This is a genomic window from Desulfovulcanus sp., from assembly GCF_982781345.1.
Genome location: NZ_CEYAEZ010000050.1, coordinates 1 through 19495 on the forward strand (window position 1 = coordinate 1; position 19495 = coordinate 19495).

Here is a 19495-nt window from a genome sequence, read left to right on the forward strand (position 1 = left end):
AAATACCGATCTCTTTAAAGCCGTGAAAGAGTGGCAGGAGTTTTACAATAAAAAGAGGCCACACTCTTCTTTAAATGGAAAAGCGCCTTGGGAAAAGTATCTCGAACTAAAACCTTGTATTCCAATTCAGTCTGAAGTGACAACAAAATATTGGGAATCGAACGAGAGCATAAGACCCCGTTCTTCAAAATATTTTAGATTCCTGGAAAAGCAAAAAATTGGAACCTAGTTTGTCTCATATGTGTCGAAACCACACGGTTTAAAATGTCATGCGCAAAACTTCCTGTTTTTTGCCTTAATTCCAAAATAATCTTATAATAAGTTAGTTTTACTCAACAAAACAAAAAACTTTCATTTCTTATCCCTTTCCAGAAAGGCCATAGAAGGCCTCAAAATGCCCCAAAAAAACGTTCTTTAGAAAAAAATGATTTTTGGATACTTTTTGAATGCAGTTTTTTCGGAATAAGTCCCTAACTACTTCAATCGCTCAAAACTGTTGGTAACTACATATTACCTGGAAATTATCCAAGAGTTAACTGGACACTAGTGCGATTGACTATCAAAAATATGTGATTACATAATAAAATTGTGTGAGTCCACTTCTAAACTTAATCTCAAAGTCTTCCCCGAAGAAGATCCCCTGTGAGATTCTGATCTGTGTATATCCTACGTACTTCAATCTCACCGAAAATGTAAAGCTGCAAAAACACATTTCAAAAAAATAGTTCCAGCAAGCCGATAATAGATAGCGATTATCTCAGTAACGGCAAAAATTCTCTCCGTAATTCACCACACTTCACGTCGTATAAGAAGGAGAACTAGGGGCACATCTTAAATATTAAATATTGGCATTTGTCAAAGTTAAACAGGAAGGTAGTTAGCCATAACAAATGGATGAAGCTGATGGGTAAAGCGTCTGTGCTGATTGGCAACATCCAGCTCCACAGTTTATCCAGGACGTTAGGTAACCGTTTTGCTTGGCGACTTGAAAGGAGGTGGTGTGGAAAAAGGCAGAAGACTGAAAGTATTTAGAGAGGCACAAGACTATCAAACAATTAAATCGGAAGGAGGAAGTATCTATGTCCTATGAATCTAAAAAAACCGAAAAAACTAAGGAACAGGTCTTTTCGGAGGAGTACCGTGAAGACATAGAAGAAGAGTTTGAGGGAGCAGAAGAAGAGGTTGAGGCAGAGGCCAGGGTGGAGGCTGAGCCCGGCACAACGGCAGAGTACGAAGCGGAAGCCGAAAAACTTGAGGGATCCGACGATTATGTTGAAGTCTCCAGCGAAGAGCCTGTAGAGATTGAGGGCGAATTGGAGTCTCCAGAGTATGGCGAGGAAGAGCCGCCGCCCACCATCGAAAGTGACCTTGAGCTTGAGCCTGTGGAAGGCTTTGATGAGAGTATTTTGGAGATGGATCGCGAGGAAGCTCAAGCAGATGAAGCACGTTTACTGGACGCGTGGTACGCGGAGTTTGCCGATCCAGCGACTATCGCTTTGGTACAACAACAACCCGGCCTTACTCAAACAGTTGCCGAAGTCGTGATCGGCAGAGATGACCGCGTTCAGATTACTAACACCACTGCCTACCCTTGGCGTACTATCTGCTCGCTACTAATAACGGCGAGGGACGGCAGTAGGTGGATCGGTACAGGTTGGCTCGTCGGTCCGCGCACAGTCATTACCGCTGGTCACGTCGTTTATATGCACAGGCATGGAGGTTGGGCCAGAAGGATCGAGGTGATCCCCGGTCGCAACGGATCGACGCGACCTTATGGGTCATGCACTTCATCGAGTTTCCATAGTGTGAAGGGCTGGACGAGAAAAAAGAAACGTTGCAATGACTACGGAGCGATTATTCTACCTAGGAGCTGTCCTTATGGTAGGCGACTCGGATACTTTGGTTACGCTAATCTAAGTTTTTTCTCACTACTCCGCCTCAAAGTGAATCTTTCGGGCTATCCAGGGGACAAGCCCAGAGGGACGCAATGCTGGCATGCTCGTCGCATCAAGTGGGTTACGCCGAGAACACTCATCTACAATATCGATACCGCTGGCGGGCAAAGCGGCTCACCGGTATGGCGACTGAGGAGAGGCAAGCGCCATGTGGTTGGCATTCACACCAACGGTTCTACGTCTGGGAACTCCGCCACGCGCATTACCAAACCGGTCTTCAATAACATCAAGAACTGGAAGAGGTTAGGATCATAGTCTATCATCTACAAGGCCTACTATTTGAGGTGAATCTACTGTGCGGGGAACCTGTCTATACAGCGTTAGATAACTTTCAGGTTCCCTGCAAATTGTCGCGGACAAGCGGACTGCATGGGGGACGAGAAGCATGAATTCGCAAACGGAGAACAGTCAGAGGGACAAAGGGTCTATTACAGGCCGGGTGACAACCTCACAAGGTGAGCCCGTAGCAAATGCCACAGTGCTGATAACAGGCGCCAGCCCCTCCCATAAGGATATTGCCGCCCTGACGAATGAGCAGGGCGAATATAACTTTGATGACCTCATCCCAGGAGATTACACCATTATGGTCAATGCGGAAGTTTATGGTACTCGAACCCAGCAGACACATCTCGAAGCAGGCCAGGTTACTCGCCTCGATTTTTCGCTGACTGGCTGACAGCAAATAGGACAGAGTACGCAGCCCATCAACAAGATGAGCAGAGGGACGCTCATAAAATTGTAAGTTTCCTCCCAATATTTTAAGGGTAAGCATGTAACATATTAATATTCTAGCTTGTTCACTTAACAATAGAATGAACACGGACTGAGAACTTACCCAAAAAAAGTGAACACCAAAACATAACTGGGTATGCGGGGTCGGGCCACGGCAAGAGGTTGTCATTAGCGAACAAATTGCCATTGAACAAGCGATATAGAGGCTTAGTATGGCATTTTGGGGTTCAAAAATACTTGTTTAAGGATAACGGTTCCTATGGCACGGGCGAAACGACACTATATACCTGGACATGTGTGGCTCATCACACACCGATGTCATAAGAAAGAATTCTTGCTGAAGTTCTCCAGGGACCGACGGCGCTGCTTGCAATGGCTATTTCAGGGCAAGAAGCGGTACAGGTTGAGCATTTAGCATCAGAAAAGGTAGACTTGGCACCGGCTTTACGCCTAAGTGATACAATTTATGATGGAAAGAGTTCAGGTTTCTAATACTGGCTCTAAGACTTTTTCTGTTAGTAGGAAGAAGAGAAGGTATACAAACTACTCCCACAAGGTAAATTTTTTAGGTTGTCGTTTTGGGCCATGTTGTTTGTCAATCCTGGAAAAAATTTGTCTGGGCACAAGGGATAGAAATCGGTTGAAAATAGGTTATAAAAAATTATGTGCAAAATCTCCTGTTGTAGGTGTAAATTATAGGCAACTCTATCATAACAGGTTGGTTTTGCAAAACAAAATAAAAGTATCCTCATTTTCGATCTCTTTCTAAAATACCACAAACAAGCCCAGAAATAGTCTTAAAATCTTTTTTTTGATAAAATTTTGAGTTTTGAGGTGGATTTTTAAACCCTACTTTTTCAAAGTAAGTCTCCGACTTCCTTAATTACTCAAAAATATTTACCAGCATATTTTTCCTAAAAACTCACCGAGATTTAACCGGACACTAGTGATTTTGGGAATATGAAGAAGTGGAGTCTAATAGTCTGAAATATAAAAAAGGCGGGCTTAAATGCCCGCTTTTTTATATTTCCGTCGTCGTCCCGCATTAAGAAGGGGGCGCAGGAGATGGTTTAGGGGGTATGGAGGGGATCAAATCTTTTTGTGGCAAAACCACCAATCATAACAATTCTCTTGTCCCTTACGTTCCTTGGCGGTTTTTTCATCAGATGCTGGAGGAATAATTACATGGTCATTAATAAGTTCATTGTTAGGCCAATTGGCTGGTATGGCCACACCATTGCTATCCGAAGTTTGCAGGCCTTTAACTATGCGCAAAATTTCATCTATATTTCGACCTAATTCTTGCGGGTAATAGAGCATAAGACGTAGGGTGCCCTCCGGGTCGACAACGAATAGTGCGCGTACGGTATTGGTCCCTTTTCCCTCATGAATCATGCCTAAACTTTTGGCTACCTGCCCCATGTCATCAGCAACGATAGGAAATTTTATCTCAACGTCCAGGTTTTCTTTAATCCAGTCCACCCATTTGATATGAGAAAAGACCTGGTCAATGGATAGGCCGATTAGTTCACAATTTAAGTCTTTAAACTGATCATAACGTTTTTGAAACGCTACAAACTCTGTTGTGCAAACAGGTGTAAAGTCAGCCGGATGACTGAACAAAATGAACCACTTCCCTTTGTAATCTTCAGGGAGCTTTAATTGGCCATGTGTAGTTTTGACCACCAGCTCAGGCATCTTTTTCCCGAGTAATGGTGTTTTGCAGCTCATACTTACCTCCAGATTTTGGTTTAGAGTTCTATTTGACAAAAGTTTAATTAATAATTATTATTAATTAAACTGGCTCCCAAAAAGATTTTTTAGGAAAGAGTTCGTTGAACAAACCTAATGATGCTTTGACTTCTGTCAACCTTGCTTTCTAAAATTTTAAAATAATTTTTTATCTTTTTTAGATTTTTTGCAGAAGCTGAGCTTTCTTTAGAGTTAGTTTGACTGAAATTTTCTCCGTATTCAAATAGATAATAATTTTTCTTTAATAGGAGGAGAAAATGAAATTACCAAAAGGTAAACGTTTAACCAAGCAAAGAAAGGTAATTTTAGAGGCCTTGAAAGGAGTAAAAACTCATCCGACCGCGGATGAAGTTTATGATATGGTGCGCAAAAGCTTGCCGAAAATTAGTTTGGGCACAGTGTACCGAAACCTGGATATTTTGTGTGAGATGGGCTTGATCCAAAAATTGGATATAGCTGGGCGGCAAAAAAGGTTTGATGGCAATCCAAAGCCGCATTGCCATGTTCGATGCATTGAGTGCGGACGTGTTTGTGATGTTGATTATGAACCGAGTATTGAGCTTAAATCTAAGGGTTTTTCCGGATTTAAAGTTCTTGGATATAGCTTTGATTTTTTTGGACTTTGTCCTGAGTGCCAGTTGGCCTTTGATGGCAATAATGACAAGGTAAATATAAAAATTTAATTAAAGACAGTCTGCAATCGAAATTGTGTGTTAGATTACTAAGTTAGTTTACAAAGAAACAAGCTACACTTGTAGCATCATCCTGCCTAATCTTCGTTCAAAATTTGTTAAATTTACTCAGCAATAGAGTATAGAAATTTTTTTATCTTACTACCCCCCCAATTTTTCTTTGAGTTTTCACAAAAGATTTATTTGTAAATCCCAAAATTTAAGAGATGGAAATTTAGTTATTGATGGAGTGGTTGGTGTTAATATTTTTTGTACTTGTAGTAAAAGCTATTTTAATTTAAGGTATTTTAAAGTGTAATTTGTTTGTTTGATTAATGGGACAGAATAGTTCGTAGAATGTGGATTGGAAGTTTTTGGCCTGGCTAACTATCTGAATTTATTTATATTATATTGTCGATAAGTTTGATTTAGAAATGGATTGACAAGAAGTAAATATTTGATAATAATAATCATTACTAACAACAAGTAATAACTTTTCAAAAAGGGAGGTAAGCATAATGGATATTGAGGAAAAAGTTTTAAAGGCCATGAAAGATGCGCAAAAACCTGTACGGCCGGGAGATGTGGCAAAGTCGTTGGGGGTTGATAGCAAGGAAGTATCAAAGGCAATTAAGAAGTTAAGGGAAAAGGGCCTCGTGCATTCGCCTAAGCGGTGTTATTATGCACCTGTGGAGAATTAAACCTTGGTGTGACCTACATCTAAAGGGTATAAGATATAACAGTTAACTGCATCCACATCAAAATAAGGAGGAAAAAATTATGGCTAAGAAAGGAGCTGTGTTACAACGAGATAAAACTACTTACGCTATTGTCCCACACTTGCCAGCAGGCATTGTTGCTCCGGAGTTTCTGAGGAAATTAGCTGATGTGTCTGAAAAATACGGAGTGGCAGCTTTAAAAGTAACTAGTGCCGCCAGGATTGCCTTGGTCGGTGTCAAAGAGGAAGACATTGACAAAATTTGGGAAGAACTGGGAGTTCAGCCTGGAGCTGCTGTAGGTCTATGTGTGCGTAGTATTAAAGTTTGTCCGGGCACAACTTTTTGCTCACTGGCAAAGCAGGATTCCCTGTCCCTGGGTCTGGAACTGGATAAACTTTATCATGGATATGATTTGCCTAATAAATTTAAAATAGGTGTTTCCGGTTGTATTAACCAATGCGCAGAGAATTGCATTAAAGAGTTAGGCTTCATTGGGATGTCAGATGGTTGGACAATTACAGTAGGTGGCCAGGGCGGAGCCAAGCCAAGGTTGGCACAAAAGTTAATACAAGGTTTAAGCACTGAAGAAGCATTAGAAGTAACCGAGAAAATCATTAAGTTTTATGAAAGTTCCAAAACCAGGAAGCGCCTAGGTCATTTTATAGACGAAATTGGTTTTGGAGCTTTTGCTAAAGCTGTCTTAGAATAATTTAATAAATAGAATATACAATAAAAAACGAGAGCCGGGTTTAACCCGGCTCTCGTTTTTTATGTGTTTTGTGCAAAGAGGGGTTAGTTTTAGCCCAATATGGCTTTTAGATCTTCCTCTGGAGTAGAAATGGGCTTAATATCGTAGTTTTTAACTAGAAAATCCAGGACATTTGGGCTGATAAAAGCCGGCAGTGAGGGCCCAAGGCGAATATCTTTTACTCCCAAGGCCAAGAGAGAGAGCAGGATTGCCACGGCTTTTTGCTCATACCAGGACAAAACAAGGGACAAAGGTAGGTCATTGATATCGCAGTCAAAGGCCTTGGCCAGGGCCAGGGCTATCTGGACTGCAGAATATGCATCGTTACACTGACCCACATCCAGAAGTCTGGGGATTCCGTCAATATCTCCAAGTTTTTTATCAAAGAACTTGAACTTGCCACAACCCAGGGTCAAAACAATGCAGTCTTCAGGAACTTTTTCCACGAATTCCGTGTAGTAGCTTCGGCCTGGTTTGGAACCATCACAACCACCGACCAGGAAGAAATGCCTGATTTTGCCTGCCTTTACCGCCTCAATAATCTTGTCGGCTACGGAAAGTACGGCATTGCGGGCGAATCCAACCATAACAGTGCCTTTGTCTGTGTCTTCTGTAAACCCTTCCATTTCCAGGGCCTTTTCAATAACCGGGGTAAAATCCTTGTCTTGAATATGCTTCACTCCTGGCCAGGCTACAAGGCCGGTAGTGAAGATGTTTCCCTTGTAATTATCAAGAGGTTTTTGCAGGCAGTTAGTGGTCATGACAATGGCCCCGGGGAACTTGGCAAATTCTTTTTGTTGGTTTTGCCAGGCTGTACCATAGTGCCCATAAAAATGTTCGTATTTTTTCAGTTCAGGATAGCCATGGCAGGGAAGCATCTCTCCGTGAGTATAAACATAAATGCCCTTGCCCTGACTTTGTTTCAGGATCAGTTCCAGGTCTCTTAAATCGTGACCTGAGACGAGAATGGCCTTTCCTTTTTTTGCCCCAAGAGGGACTTCTGTGGGTACTGGATGACCATAGGTTGATGTATTGCCAGCATCTAAAAGCTCCATGGTCCGTACATTTATCCGACCGCATTCTAGTACCAAGTCTACCCATTGGCCCAGATCCATGTCCTGGCGCAGGGTTGCTACCAGCCCTTTTTGGATGAACTTGTACACTTCATCGTCTTCCTGACCCAAAATCTGGGCATGATCAGCATAAGCTGATATACCTTTGATGCCGTAAATTAAAGTCTGCTTTAAGGAATGGATATCTGGATCAGGGTCCTTTTCTGCCAGAATACCATGTTCTTCACCCTGAGCCACCATTTCCTCAAGAGTGGCTGCTGGTTCAAAAACAGCTGGGCCAGAATCAGGTACTTGTCCTCCAGCATCCACGACCTTTTGTTTTAACTCGTCTCTTAAACGGACGCACTCTTTTACGAGATCGGCTACACGCTGCGGATCAAAATTAACATTGGTTAAGGTAGAAAATAAGGCTTCGCAGGTGAATACATTTACTTCTCGTTCATTTACACCTACTTCTCGGCCTGCTAATGCCACCTGAGATAAGCCTTTTAAAGCATAAATTAAAAGGTCCTGCAGAGCAGCAACATCAGATTGTTTGCCGCATACTCCAACCTTTACACATCCTGTTCCTTTGGCTGTTTGCTCGCATTGATAACAAAACATAACGTTTCCTCCCTCCAGGCACTCAAATTTAAGTACCTGAGCTTAAATTGTTTAGTGATAAGTTTTTGTTAATATCCATAAAATAACACATCCCCTCAACCTTGGGAAGAAGAGATAGTTGTTTCTTCACATCCAGACATTGACTTAAGTCAAATTTATCGCGAAAATAGTGTATACTTAAAACGGAAACTTTTTTACTCGTGAACTACGAGTTATAAGTAATGGTGCTACTATCAAAGGCGAACTTACTGCCTCTGTAGCATGAAGGCCTTTGTTCGTAGCTTAAATTTTTAATTGCAACAACTAATTTATAATCATCAAAATGACTAATCTAGAACAAATAAAACAGATACCACTCTTAAGCCAGCTTCCAGAAGAAGAATTAAAAAGTCTGGCCCGGATCGTTATCGTCAAAGAATATCAGGCAGGAGAAGATATTTTTTATGAAAACGATCCGGCAAAAGGGTTTTATGCCTTGGTTAGGGGCAAAGTTAAAATCTTTAAACTTTCTTTTATGGGCAAAGAGCATATCCTGCATATCTTTGGTCCGGGAGAGATCTTTGCTGAAGTGGCTGTCTTTTTTGACCAGAAATATCCGGCCAATGCCCAGGCCTTGCAAGACAGCACTATTCTATTTTTCCCCAGACAAAGTTTTAGGGAACTTTTGGCCCAAAGTCCTGATTTAGGGCTACATCTTTTGGGATTATTTGCTTTGCGCCTTAGAGAATTGGTGGCTAAAATCGAGGATTTGAGTTTAAGGGAAGTGCCTGCCCGATTAGCCGCCCATTTCCTCTTGCTTTTAGAAACTAAGGGGAAAAGCACATTTAGCTTAGATATAAATAAAAATCAGTTAGCTAGTTTACTAGGCACGATTCCCGAAACTTTGTCAAGAGTGATAAAAAAATTTAAGGACAAAGGGTTAATTGAAATTAATGGAAATACTGTTACTTTGAAAGATCAGGAGAAGTTAAAAGAAATCGCGCTTGGGCTTAGCCGTCTTTAACCTTTTTAGTCTACATGCGAGAAATCATAATGGATAGAGAAATCTTCATTGATCGGGTACAGTGTTCAGGATGTGAAGCCTGTGTAGAAATCTGTCCACAAGTGTTTGCCATTGATGAGCTAACCGGAAAAGCTTTTATTCTGGACCCTTTGGCAGGGACAGAAGAACAAATCGAAGAGGCTGTTGTCACTTGCCCTCAAGACTGTATAACCTTGATTAAGGCAAACTAGAGATATCTCTTGATTGTTCTCTGTCCCTGAGTAGTGTCCACAAACACTATCCTACTTCTAAAACATTGATAGAGGTTTCTCCTCACTCTGCCCGTTTCTGCGGACAATAATTCTTTTAACGGGCAAACTTTTACCGGCCAACTTTATCCCATATACTCCATATATCGAAAACGATAAATCTGTTTTTGATAGCTGAGTTGTTAATGGTAGCTATTTTGAAACTTGACTTTCAAAATATCCATGTTACTTTTAAACTATGTTTGAAAGATGGTTATTCATAGAGCCCGAAAAAAGTTCTCTGATTATCGGGCCAAGGCGGTGCGGTAAGACAACCCTGCTCAGATCCAGGTTTCCTGACTTTCATTACGTCACCCTTGATGACTTGGATTATTTTGAGTGGGCAAAACGGGATCCAAAAGGTTTTATCAGCGAATTGGGTACAAAGGCGATTATTGATGAAATTCAAAGATTGCCCATACTTACAATAGCTTCAAAATACGTCATAGACAACTTTGGTGCTATTTTCATGATGACCGGATCAAGCAGCATCGGTCTGCTTGACTCGACAGCTGACACCCTTGCCGGACGAATTAATATCTACTCACTGCCCACAGCCTGCTGGGGAGAAGATCGCGGACAACCCACCCATCATATTTTTTCAGAAGAACTTTCTTTGATAAAGCTTAAAGAAGCGCAGCGTCAGTTGCCTGATGCCATTACCTTTGGCCAGTTTCCTGAAGTCATTACACAGCCTGATAAAAAAGCTAAAGAAGATCTTTTGATAAACTATAGGAATACCTATTTTACTAGAGACCTCATGCAACTAGCCAATATTGAAAATCTTGACGGTCTGTACGCAATTTTTGTCAATTTGGCACGGTCCATAGGTTCTCATCTTGAGGTGTCAAATTTTGCCAGGGAAGCAGGTGTTAGTTTTCCAACAGCAAAAAAATATCTTAATTCTCTTTTCCAGTCACAGCTTATCTTTAAATTGCATGGCTATCAGTATGGACCGGCTAAACGTTATATTAAGGCTGCAAAAACTTATTTCGCTGATAATGGCATTATTTATAGTTTGCGCGTTAAGGTGAATGAGGGTCAGCTAATAGAGAATTTTGTGATTGCCGAACTTGAAAAGAGAAGAAAGCTGGGTTTTATTCAGGCTGACAAGTTTTATTATTATAAAAGCGCAGCGGGCAGAGAAATAGATTTGATATGGGAGAGTAATAATGAAGTCTATGCAGTGGAAATTAAAACAACCAGCAAACCTGGCCCAAAGGATGTACGTAATCTTGTAGAATTTGGAAGAGCAACTGAACGTCCGGTAAAATTATTCCTGTTTTATACTGGAGATGAATACCAGAATATTGGAGGTGTTAAACTTATCCCAATAGCAGCTTTGTATCGGGGGATATGAATTAAGAAAGGGGAAGGGCTAAAGAAAGGGAGGAGTCGAGAGTCTAAGAGCCAGAGACATTTCTGCTCAAGATTTCAACTGTCCTTGACTCTGGACTCCTAGACTTTCGACTCATTATTACACAAACACTATCCTACTTCTAAAACATTGATAGAGGTTCTTCCTCACTCTGCCCGTTTCTGCGGACAATAATTCTTTTAACGGGCAAACTTTTGCCGGCCAACTTTAATGCCTGAAGCACAATTTTATGTAGCCCAGAACAACACGGCACTTCCATTTCCAAAACAACAACCGACTGGATGTCGTTCTGGCTAAAAATCTGGACAAATTTCTGTACATATTCATTTGCCGGGTCAAACTTAGGGCATCCTAGCATCACTACTCTACCCGGCAGAAACTGTGACTGAAAAGTGGGCAAACTCACTGGCACACAATCGGCTGTTACCAGCAGATTAGCTTCTTTTAAAAAAGGCGCACTAGGAGGAATAAGCCTTATCTGTACTGGCCAGTGGGAAAGGTTGGAGCCTTCCTGAGTCTGGGGGATGTTGGCCTGGGCGCAGGGGGACAAGACCATGGGTTTAGCCGAAGGACAACCCCCATGTTCTTCTTTTTGAACTTCTCGGCGATCACTATCTGATTTTTGAGCCTGCACATGGGCCATGGCTGCCTCTTCATCAAATTCATCTGCTTCGCGTTCGATAATCTTTAAGGCTCCTGTAGGACAATGCCCCAGACAAGCTCCAAGACCATCACAAAACTTGTCAGCCACAATTTTGGCTTTGCCATCAATAATGGCCAGGGCACCTTCAGCACATGCCGGGATACATTGGCCACAGCCGTTGCAAAGTTCCTCATCTATGTGGATAATTTTGCGTTTTACCATCGTGTAAACCTCCTTCTTTTTATGTTATCTGGCCTTACAATAACCTTCTTTTTCAAATTTGGATTGACTTAAGTCAAAAAGAGAAAAAAATTTTACAAAAAAGACCTGTCTCCAATGAGAGCTAGACATTAGATTAACATACTTTGTATTGTATCTGAAGGTCAGATGTTTAAATATTTTTTTCGAAAATTTTGGGCAGCAAGCAAAAGTCCGGTAACTTTTGAATTCCGAGATTGTCGCAAGAGTTTGGAACGTTTTTATCGGAGATGTTGGGAGTGGCAGGAATCGTGAAGGATAAAGAGATTTTTAAAAAAATTGGGCTTAGGGGGCTTTTGCCTCAGACTATGGCCAGCAAACAATTGACTAGTTGTAATTGCTAATGCAATTTGAAAATAAAAATGGTTCGAATGACATATGGTAGCAGTAGCATTGACAATCTTAAAGGAAACTAACGAGGTTAAACCATGAAATATTCGCAGGCCAAACAGGGACGCATTTTTATTCTCCGTCTTGAAGACGGTGAGGTTGTCCATGAGGTAATTGAACAATTTGCTCGTGAACACTCCATTAAAGCCGCTGCCTTAATCATAGTCGGCGGTGCGGATAAAGGAAGCAAGCTTGTGGTGGGGCCTGAACAGGGACGAGTAAACCCTGTGAAGCCAATGGTGCATATCTTGGGCAATGTGCATGAGATAGTTGGGACCGGGACTCTTTTCCCTGATGAAGAAGGCAATCCTTTGTTACATATGCATATGGCTTGTGGGAGAAAGTCGTCTTCCGTAACCGGATGTGTTCGCGCAGGAGTGAAGGTATGGCATGTAATGGAGGTTATTCTTTTTGAACTGCTTGATACTACGGCTGCACGAGTACTTGAACCGGAAACCGGATTTAAGCTCCTAAAACCATGATGAATTTGTTTCCAACACTGTGAATGAAAAGAGAAAATTATGTGGTAGAAAAAAATTTTGTCTTTGCTCCGCCCCTTGTGTTGGTGCATTCGCTAGTTGTTCTGGTTACGTCATTCTGAGCGAAGCGAAGAATTTCGTTCGCTACACGAGAGATTCTTCGGTCGTTTCGCTCCCTCGGAATGACGAAGAGAGGAAAATATTTTTGGCCATTGACAGTTGAACATCTAGCGTTACGCACCCCTTGTGCTGTCCAGTGGCAACGATAAAAAAACTACATGAAGTGGATAGTTGCCGCAAAATGGTTGGAGTCTTGTTTTTCTTTATCTGGTTCAGGTAGTCAGGTAAACTAGATGCAGTTTGAAGAGTAATTTAAAAAATGATGATAACAAAAGGATAAATAAAGTAGTTTGGGACCTTAAAAGCGAGAAAATTGAAGAGATTTTAAGAAGATCAAAAAAATAAGGGCTTAGGTAAAACTACCTAATCCCTTATTTTTTGTTTTGTGGCGGAGCCGACGAGACTCGAAATGGAAAGAACCTAAAATAAAAATATATTTACGTCGTCAGTAAGGAATGTAGTTTTTTGCAAAAAATATCATACATCGAATTGGTTACGGTAAAGTTACAAAAAGGGGGAGTATTATTTTTTTGGCAGGCAGTTAGAGGTTGTTGGTGGTATTTTGTTTATAATAGTTCCTGGATAACTTCTTTGCTTGACAATTTTTGTAAGGCTGATTTATAGAAAATTATAATGGTATGTATGCAAACTTTAAAATAGCTTGAGTGGCCTGTTCCATTGTACCACTTCTACTATCGGCCATGAAAAATAGATTTTTATCATCGACTGTATTTGCGTCCCCCGGCTAACCCGACACAAATTCGTTTCCAGTAATAGTGCAAATCAGTTTTGTGATCATTTGCCGAGGGTTAATTTTCACCTAAAATTTGTAGTGACTAAATACAAATGAAGATAGCTCCGGATTTAATACCCGTAACTTCAATTCATATTGTCGGCTCGAATAAACTACAAAATAAACTTATTGTTTCGTTCCTAGAAACGAAAATAGGGTTAAAGTGCACGACCGGTTCAAGGCTGCGTTTCCACTCCAATGTAGATAACAAGTTGGTCCGGGCGTGTTTGCTGCTGGATTGCCTAAACACTGATCTCGCTGACTTGTGGGTCGTGATCAAATCTAAGACAGAGTGGAACCTGTCCCAATGTCTAATGGCCCTTTTTAATGTAGAGCCAGCCAAGGGAATTGAAAAAGAAGCAATGACTCGAGGCGTGCGGGGCATTTTTTATGTGGACGAAGAACTGGAGATGTTCCTCAAAGGTATTTCTGCAATTTTGAAGGGGGAGTGGTGGTATTCTAGAGAAATCTTGTGGAAATGCCTGTTGGAACCAAAAACTTCCGCCGATGAGCCGCTAGAGAGTGCTGCTTCCTATGGCTTGTCCTCCAGAGAAAAACAAATACTTAGCATGCTTGCTCATGGAGCCAGCAATAAGGACATTGCCGACTATCTTAGCATTAGCCCAAACACCGTCAAGACACATATCTACAATATTTACAACAAAATCAACGTTTCCAACAGGTATCAGGCCGCGCAGTGGGTCGCTAGGCATTTTTAAACGCCTAAGTGAACACAGGGCGGAGAGTAGCCCTTTTCAACTTTCAGTGAGTCTTCTCCTCTTCCTAATGGCTTTAGCAACGGAGATATCCGTGGGCGCATCCGCTATTTGCACTGATTTTTGAGAAGCCTTAATTTTGGCATTGCATCTGCTGATTGTTTTCTCTTTTTTTGTTCCTATTTAGCAAAATTTTGTCATAATTAAGGAATCAAACCTGTACAGATACTCTGTGCAGTGGTAATAATCGAGAATTTGGCGGCAATCTGGGAAAAATTTTACTCCAGAGTCCTATATCCACAGACCATCCTACCTAGTCAACCACTTACCTGCTCAACTACTCAACCAATTATTTTGTCCAACAACATCTGGCATCTTCTCAAGCATCATTTCGCAGTCTTTCTTGTTTAACTCTTTGTTTTCACTAAGAATTGACCATAATAGCCAAAGTTTGTTTAATACTTTTTCTAATACCAAGGTATTAGTTGTTTCGTTTTACTCTAGTACTTTAGTATTAGAAAAGTATTATGATTTTAGCCGAAAAAAATATCAAAATTAATACTTTTGGGTGATTGTGCATATGATGGAAATGATGCATAGAAGTAGGCAGTGAGTCGATATTTATATATTCAGCGTGGGAGATAGCAAGGGCATGATTTATGGCGTTAGTTATCTATCAAAAGAGTAACGAATTGTGTTTGTAGATGGAACTATTCTGGTCTGAAAGACATAACTTTTCATATAAGAATAGGCGATACAAACAAGACAAGAGATACAGAGCTAAGCCATGTAATTTATGCGAAAGGTGGAGACGATATTATCATGGCTACATTAGGCAGTAATGAGATGCAGGGGGAGATGGCAACGATAAAGTTTATACTGGACTGGCGTTGATACCTTAATGGGAGTTGAAGGAGTTGACTATCTTTATGCCGGGCCAGCAGCGATGATACTCTAAGAGGTGCTCAGGGAGAAGATTTTATCGGAGGTGCCAGGGTTTATGACAATTGTATTCAACCGCGGAGAGGGCGTCACAAAAGATGACGTTGCCCTTTTCATGGAAGGGTCAAATCTTGTGTTCGAATACAGTGAGGGAGACAGAGTAACAATTACAAACCAGAGCTACACCAATAACGCTATCGAAGGGCATGAGCTTTCAATCGGCTCATACCTTACCAACACCCATATCTACTGGATTGTTCAGTAGTTGCTTGCTTTTGCAGCTAATGAAGTAATAGCGTTAAATTCTATAAAAAATGTCAAACAGGATGAACAATTCATATATAGTCGTCAATTCCTGGAATCATGCATAAAAAGAGGGTTAGCGGACAGTATTTAGCTATTCAACAAGCCAAGGTCGTCGTTTTTCAATTACATCCTTCAACAGACAGTAATGTTTGAATTTTCAACTCCAAGCTCAAGCCATGCGGTCCACTCGTTTAGATGTGTTCTTGCCACCGTCCTCTTTGCGCTGTTTGCCTTGCGGCCGGTTGATGCCCGAACACTGGATTTTGATCGCGTTATCGAAAAAGTTATTAAGAAATCTTACGACCTCAAGATCGCTGAAGTTGATATAAAGATCAACAAGTTGAAACTCACAGAGGCCAGGGCCATGTATTTTCCTACCTTGTCCGTAAGGTTGAACAACGAATATGTCCGCGATCTGGATAAAGAAGCCAAAGGCATAGCCTATGTCGGCGAGACGACTTTAAATAGTAACGACTCGACTTACCAGCATTCGCTGTCAGTTAATCTCAACTACAACCTCTTTGATTTCGGCGCCAGAGGAATGAAATACGACAATACCAAGAGAGATATAAAACTCGCCGAACTTGCGTTAGCCAGGCTTGTCACCGATATAAAGGTAAATGTGCTGTCGCTCTATACAAAAGGGCTGGTCCTGACTAAAAATATTCGCACCTTCAAAGAGATACTCAAACTGAAAAAAGAGATCTACCGCCTTACCCAAAAGCTTTACAAGGCGGGCGCCGCGGGGAAAATAAACGTAACTGATGCGGCAATCGATCTTGCCGATAAGGCCAAGGATCTAGATAGTTACAGGCTGGAGCTGCAAAGAGTTTTAAATACGTTAATGTTCTACACTGGCGAAACATATGAGGTGGACAGCGTCCAGTTCGAAGATTTTCCTGACACAAAGGCCAAACTCACCAGGCCGGATGTTAGCCAGATGCCCGAAATTATGGCATATGATATTGAAATCGCCAAAAAGGTCGCGGAATACGAAATTCTAAAGAGAGAAAGGCTGCCGAAACTGAGCATGTATTCTTCCTACCGGTTTTATGGCAAAGATTCAGCGAGTTTCACTTCCTCTTTTAGCTCCATGCGGAAAAGGAACGTATCGGTCGGCGTAGTAGTCGATCTTAACCTGTTCCAGGGGTTCGGGGACATGGCAAGGGGGCAACAGCTTAAAACAGAGCTTTACAGGCTCGAATTACAGAGAGACAAAAAGCTTGCTGAGCAGAAAAAAAAGATCAACACCCTGGTGGACAATGCGCGCCTGTTCGAGCACAGCAGAACCAGGTGGAATGAGTGTCTAGCGCAGGCCGACAACAAGTATGAAATGGCGCAAAGGTTGACTGAACATAAAATAACCGACCGGATATCTTTGCTGAAACAGCAGGTGGAATTGCTTACCAGACAGCTTGATATAACGCTTAAGAAGATTGAGCGGGTTTCCAACAGGATACACCTGAAATTTCTTACTGAAAGTGTTGTTAAATGAATACCGCCTTGATTTCTTTCGACGTAGTTGCCCGGATAAACCAGGTCGACGTGGATATTCGCGCCATAGTGAGAGAGTTCGGCATTGACAATGACGAAACAAGACCCGAAGAACTTTTAAGAATCGCCAAACAATACGGTTTTCGGGCTAGACTCAAAAAAGACATTTCTCTGGAGAAAGCGGCTGATAAATATCCGCTGCCGGCGATAGTTGTCTGTAATGACAATTCCTATGTTGTCCTGCTCAAGGTTAACCAGGATAAGGACAAGGTTTTGTTGTTTGTGCCCGCGGAAAAGAAAACAGTTGAAAAAAGTTTCGCAGAATTCGACGAGGTATTTTCCGGCAGGTTTATAATTTTAAAGAACAGGCCCTTATCGTCTCAGACCGTTTTCGGGTTCAAGTGGTTTCTGAACGAGATAGTGAAGTTCAAACGGATTATCGGCGAGGTGTTGCTGGGCTCTTTCGTGGTCCAGCTTTTCGGCTTGGTGACGCCGCTTTTCACCCAGGTAATCCTGGACAAGGTGATTGTGCACCGGAGCATGACAACCCTCGACGTGCTGGCAGTGGCCTTTGGAGCGGTGATGGTTTTCGAACTACTTCTGAACTTGGCCCGGAATTATATCTTCATTCATACCACAAGCAAGCTGGACGCCAAACTAGGTGCCAAATTGTTCAATCATCTGCTCGCCTTGCCTTTTAGGTACTTTGAAGCGAGAAAGGTTGGCAACATCGCGGCAAGGGTTAGAGAACTTGACACTATCAGGGAGTTTATCACCAACAAGGCCGTGTCGGTCATTATCGACCTGTTTTTTTCATTTGTCTTCGTGGCGGTAATGCTGCTTTATAGCGTCAAGCTGACCCTGATTGTCTTAGCTTTTGTGACAATAATCGCCATCCTGTATCTCACTATAACCCCGGAGCTGAGAAGAAGGCTTGAAGACAAGTTCCAGATGGCCGCAGCGTCCAACTCCTACCTTATCGAGTCGGTTACAGGGATTCAGACGGTAAAGTCGCTGGCGGTTGAGGGGTCGATGCGAAAAAAATGGGAAGACCGCCTGGGCAAATATGTCAATTCGAGTTTCAGGTTGGCCAATATGACCAATATATCCGGCACTTTGTCCAGGACCTTGCAAAGACTTATGACCATATCTGTCCTCTATATCGGGGTCAAATTGGTGATGCAAAACGATTTGACCATCGGTCAGCTAATCGCTTTCCAGATGTTCGCCAGCCAGTTCTCCGGCCCGGTGCTGCGGTTGGTCAATTTGTGGAACGATTTTCAACAGGCCCTGTTGTCTGTTGACCGCCTGGGCGATATTCTTAATCATCCGCTAGAGGTCACGTCTACCAAGGCCGTTACCCTGCCCCGGCTTAAAGGCAACCTCAGGCTTGAGGGGGTCTCGTTTAAATACTCGCCAAACGGTCCCAATGTGGTTGACAAAGTTAGCTTTAATATTGATGCTGGCACTAGTGTGGGGATAGTTGGCAGAAGTGGCAGCGGTAAGAGCACGATCGCAAAGCTTATTCAGCGGTTGTATATCGCTAACGAAGGAGCAATTTACATCGATGGTATCGACATAAGACACATGAATCCTGTGTGGTTGCGATACAATATCGGCGTGGTTCTTCAGGAAAATTATCTTTTCAGCGGCACTATTAGGGAAAACATCGCTCTGGCCCGGCCTGACGCGTCGATGGAACTGATCATAAAGTGCTCCCAGCTTGCGGGCGCTCACGAGTTTATCGCTCAGCTTCCTAAAGGGTATGACACTGTGGTGGGGGAAAGAGGCTCCAGTCTCTCAGGCGGACAGCGACAGAGAATCGCCATCGCCAGAGCACTCATTACCGGTCCGCGGATACTGATATTTGACGAAGCCACGTCGGCGTTGGATTATGAATCGGAAAGAATAATCCGCGACAACCTACAGGCGATCAAGAAAGGGCGGACAACTATAATTATTGCCCACCGGCTTTCCACCATCAAGAGTTGCGATATGATTATCGCGATGGATAAAGGACGCGTGATCGAAACCGGGACCCGTGGAGAGCTGTTAAAGAAAAAGGCCTATTATTACCACCTGAGCACCATGCAGACTTGATTTGTAGCAAGCGTTTAACAAGATTAATGAAAGCCGTAAGTTACGCATTGTGCGCCATATTTTGAAATAGCCATTTAGATTCACTACTTACCGTCTTGTATTGATTGTTCTCTTTTTGCTGAAAGCTGACTGCTTACGATAATAATGCCGTGGCTTCTCCTACAGCTAAGGTTAAGAAAAATGTATGGCGTCAGCCAAGTCGTTTCAAGAACTAATTCCACCCTGTAATTGGACTCAAGTCTAATATTTTTTATATTGTCCAACAACATCTGGCATCCTCTCAAGCATCATTTCGCAGTCTTTTTTGTTTAACTCTTTGTTTTCACTAAGAAT

At 42.1% G+C, this 19495-nt stretch carries 19 protein-coding genes; 14 read left to right on the forward strand and 5 right to left on the reverse strand.

What is annotated here, in order from left to right; genetic code table 11:
* The 3 genes from AC3WVG_RS08405 to AC3WVG_RS08415 form a co-directional block, all read left to right on the forward strand.
* On the forward strand, positions 1–229 hold a 229-nt coding region (locus tag AC3WVG_RS08405), incomplete at its 5' end, for an integrase core domain-containing protein (protein WP_488797692.1).
* Between the two features lie 850 nt (positions 230–1079).
* Positions 1080–2210 carry a trypsin-like serine peptidase gene (locus AC3WVG_RS08410; protein WP_488797693.1) on the forward strand — a complete coding sequence of 377 codons (1131 nt, stop codon included), beginning with the start codon at positions 1080–1082 and terminating at the stop codon, positions 2208–2210.
* Between the two features lie 130 nt (positions 2211–2340).
* On the forward strand, positions 2341–2631 hold the full coding sequence (locus AC3WVG_RS08415; protein WP_488797694.1) for a carboxypeptidase-like regulatory domain-containing protein: 291 nt from the start codon (positions 2341–2343) through the stop codon (positions 2629–2631).
* Positions 2632–3063: 432 nt separating this feature from the next.
* Here the strand turns inward: AC3WVG_RS08415 and AC3WVG_RS08420 are convergent, their stop codons facing one another.
* From AC3WVG_RS08420 to AC3WVG_RS08430, 3 genes are all read right to left on the reverse strand, one after another.
* On the reverse strand, positions 3064–3240 hold the full coding sequence (locus AC3WVG_RS08420; protein ID WP_488797695.1) for a DUF4372 domain-containing protein: 177 nt from the start codon (positions 3238–3240) through the stop codon (positions 3064–3066).
* A complete protein-coding gene (locus AC3WVG_RS08425) occupies positions 3231–3335 on the reverse strand; it encodes a hypothetical protein (protein WP_488797710.1) in 105 nt (34 codons plus the stop codon). The genes AC3WVG_RS08420 and AC3WVG_RS08425 overlap by 10 nt, the downstream gene beginning before the upstream one ends.
* Before the next feature lie 441 nt (positions 3336–3776).
* A complete protein-coding gene (locus AC3WVG_RS08430; RefSeq protein ID WP_488797696.1) occupies positions 3777–4418 on the reverse strand; it encodes a peroxiredoxin in 642 nt (213 codons plus the stop codon).
* A 278-nt stretch (positions 4419–4696) separates the two neighbouring features.
* On the opposite strand from AC3WVG_RS08430, the gene AC3WVG_RS08435 reads away from it, so the two are divergent.
* The 3 genes from AC3WVG_RS08435 (at position 4697) to AC3WVG_RS08445 (ending at position 6538) form a co-directional block, all read left to right on the forward strand.
* Positions 4697–5122, forward strand: coding sequence for a Fur family transcriptional regulator (locus AC3WVG_RS08435; protein WP_488797697.1), 426 nt, complete (start codon positions 4697–4699; stop codon positions 5120–5122).
* Between the two features lie 506 nt (positions 5123–5628).
* Positions 5629–5811, forward strand: a complete 183-nt coding sequence (locus AC3WVG_RS08440; RefSeq protein ID WP_488797698.1) for a DUF8462 domain-containing protein — start codon at positions 5629–5631, stop codon at positions 5809–5811.
* Between the two features lie 79 nt (positions 5812–5890).
* Positions 5891–6538: an NAD(P)/FAD-dependent oxidoreductase gene (locus AC3WVG_RS08445; protein WP_488797699.1), complete on the forward strand. Its 648-nt coding sequence runs from the start codon at positions 5891–5893 to the stop codon at positions 6536–6538.
* An 89-nt stretch (positions 6539–6627) separates the two neighbouring features.
* On the opposite strand, the gene hcp is transcribed toward AC3WVG_RS08445, so the two are convergent.
* The gene (hcp, locus tag AC3WVG_RS08450; protein WP_488797700.1) at positions 6628–8253 is read right to left on the reverse strand and encodes a hydroxylamine reductase; all 1626 of its coding nucleotides are present in this window, start codon (positions 8251–8253) and stop codon (positions 6628–6630) included.
* Between the two features lie 322 nt (positions 8254–8575).
* Between hcp and AC3WVG_RS08455 the strand changes: the two genes are divergently transcribed.
* The 3 genes from AC3WVG_RS08455 (at position 8576) to AC3WVG_RS08465 (ending at position 10903) form a co-directional block, all read left to right on the forward strand.
* Positions 8576–9256: a Crp/Fnr family transcriptional regulator gene (locus AC3WVG_RS08455; protein WP_488797701.1), complete on the forward strand. Its 681-nt coding sequence runs from the start codon at positions 8576–8578 to the stop codon at positions 9254–9256.
* A 29-nt stretch (positions 9257–9285) separates the two neighbouring features.
* Positions 9286–9486, forward strand: coding sequence for a ferredoxin (locus tag AC3WVG_RS08460; RefSeq protein WP_488797702.1), 201 nt, complete (start codon positions 9286–9288; stop codon positions 9484–9486).
* Between the two features lie 256 nt (positions 9487–9742).
* The gene (locus tag AC3WVG_RS08465; RefSeq protein ID WP_488797703.1) at positions 9743–10903 is read left to right on the forward strand and encodes an ATP-binding protein; all 1161 of its coding nucleotides are present in this window, start codon (positions 9743–9745) and stop codon (positions 10901–10903) included.
* Positions 10904–11042: 139 nt separating this feature from the next.
* Here AC3WVG_RS08465 and AC3WVG_RS08470 read toward each other — a convergent pair whose 3' ends face one another.
* Positions 11043–11786 (reverse strand): ATP-binding protein, encoded by a 744-nt coding sequence (locus AC3WVG_RS08470; protein ID WP_488797704.1) that lies wholly within the window; start codon positions 11784–11786, stop codon positions 11043–11045.
* Between the two features lie 464 nt (positions 11787–12250).
* Here AC3WVG_RS08470 and AC3WVG_RS08475 point away from each other — a divergent pair, with 464 nt between their 5' ends.
* The 5 genes from AC3WVG_RS08475 to AC3WVG_RS08495 all read left to right on the forward strand — a co-directional run bounded on the left by AC3WVG_RS08475 (position 12251) and on the right by AC3WVG_RS08495 (position 19162).
* A complete protein-coding gene (locus AC3WVG_RS08475; protein WP_488797705.1) occupies positions 12251–12694 on the forward strand; it encodes a PPC domain-containing DNA-binding protein in 444 nt (147 codons plus the stop codon).
* A 963-nt stretch (positions 12695–13657) separates the two neighbouring features.
* A complete protein-coding gene (locus AC3WVG_RS08480; protein ID WP_488797706.1) occupies positions 13658–14323 on the forward strand; it encodes a response regulator transcription factor in 666 nt (221 codons plus the stop codon).
* Between the two features lie 997 nt (positions 14324–15320).
* Positions 15321–15527: a hypothetical protein gene (locus AC3WVG_RS08485; RefSeq protein WP_488797707.1), complete on the forward strand. Its 207-nt coding sequence runs from the start codon at positions 15321–15323 to the stop codon at positions 15525–15527.
* Positions 15528–15713: 186 nt separating this feature from the next.
* Positions 15714–17063 (forward strand): TolC family protein, encoded by a 1350-nt coding sequence (locus tag AC3WVG_RS08490; RefSeq protein WP_488797708.1) that lies wholly within the window; start codon positions 15714–15716, stop codon positions 17061–17063.
* 8 nt (positions 17064–17071) lie between these two features.
* Positions 17072–19162, forward strand: coding sequence for a peptidase domain-containing ABC transporter (locus AC3WVG_RS08495; RefSeq protein WP_488797709.1), 2091 nt, complete (start codon positions 17072–17074; stop codon positions 19160–19162).
* Positions 19163–19495: the final 333 nt, after the last annotated feature.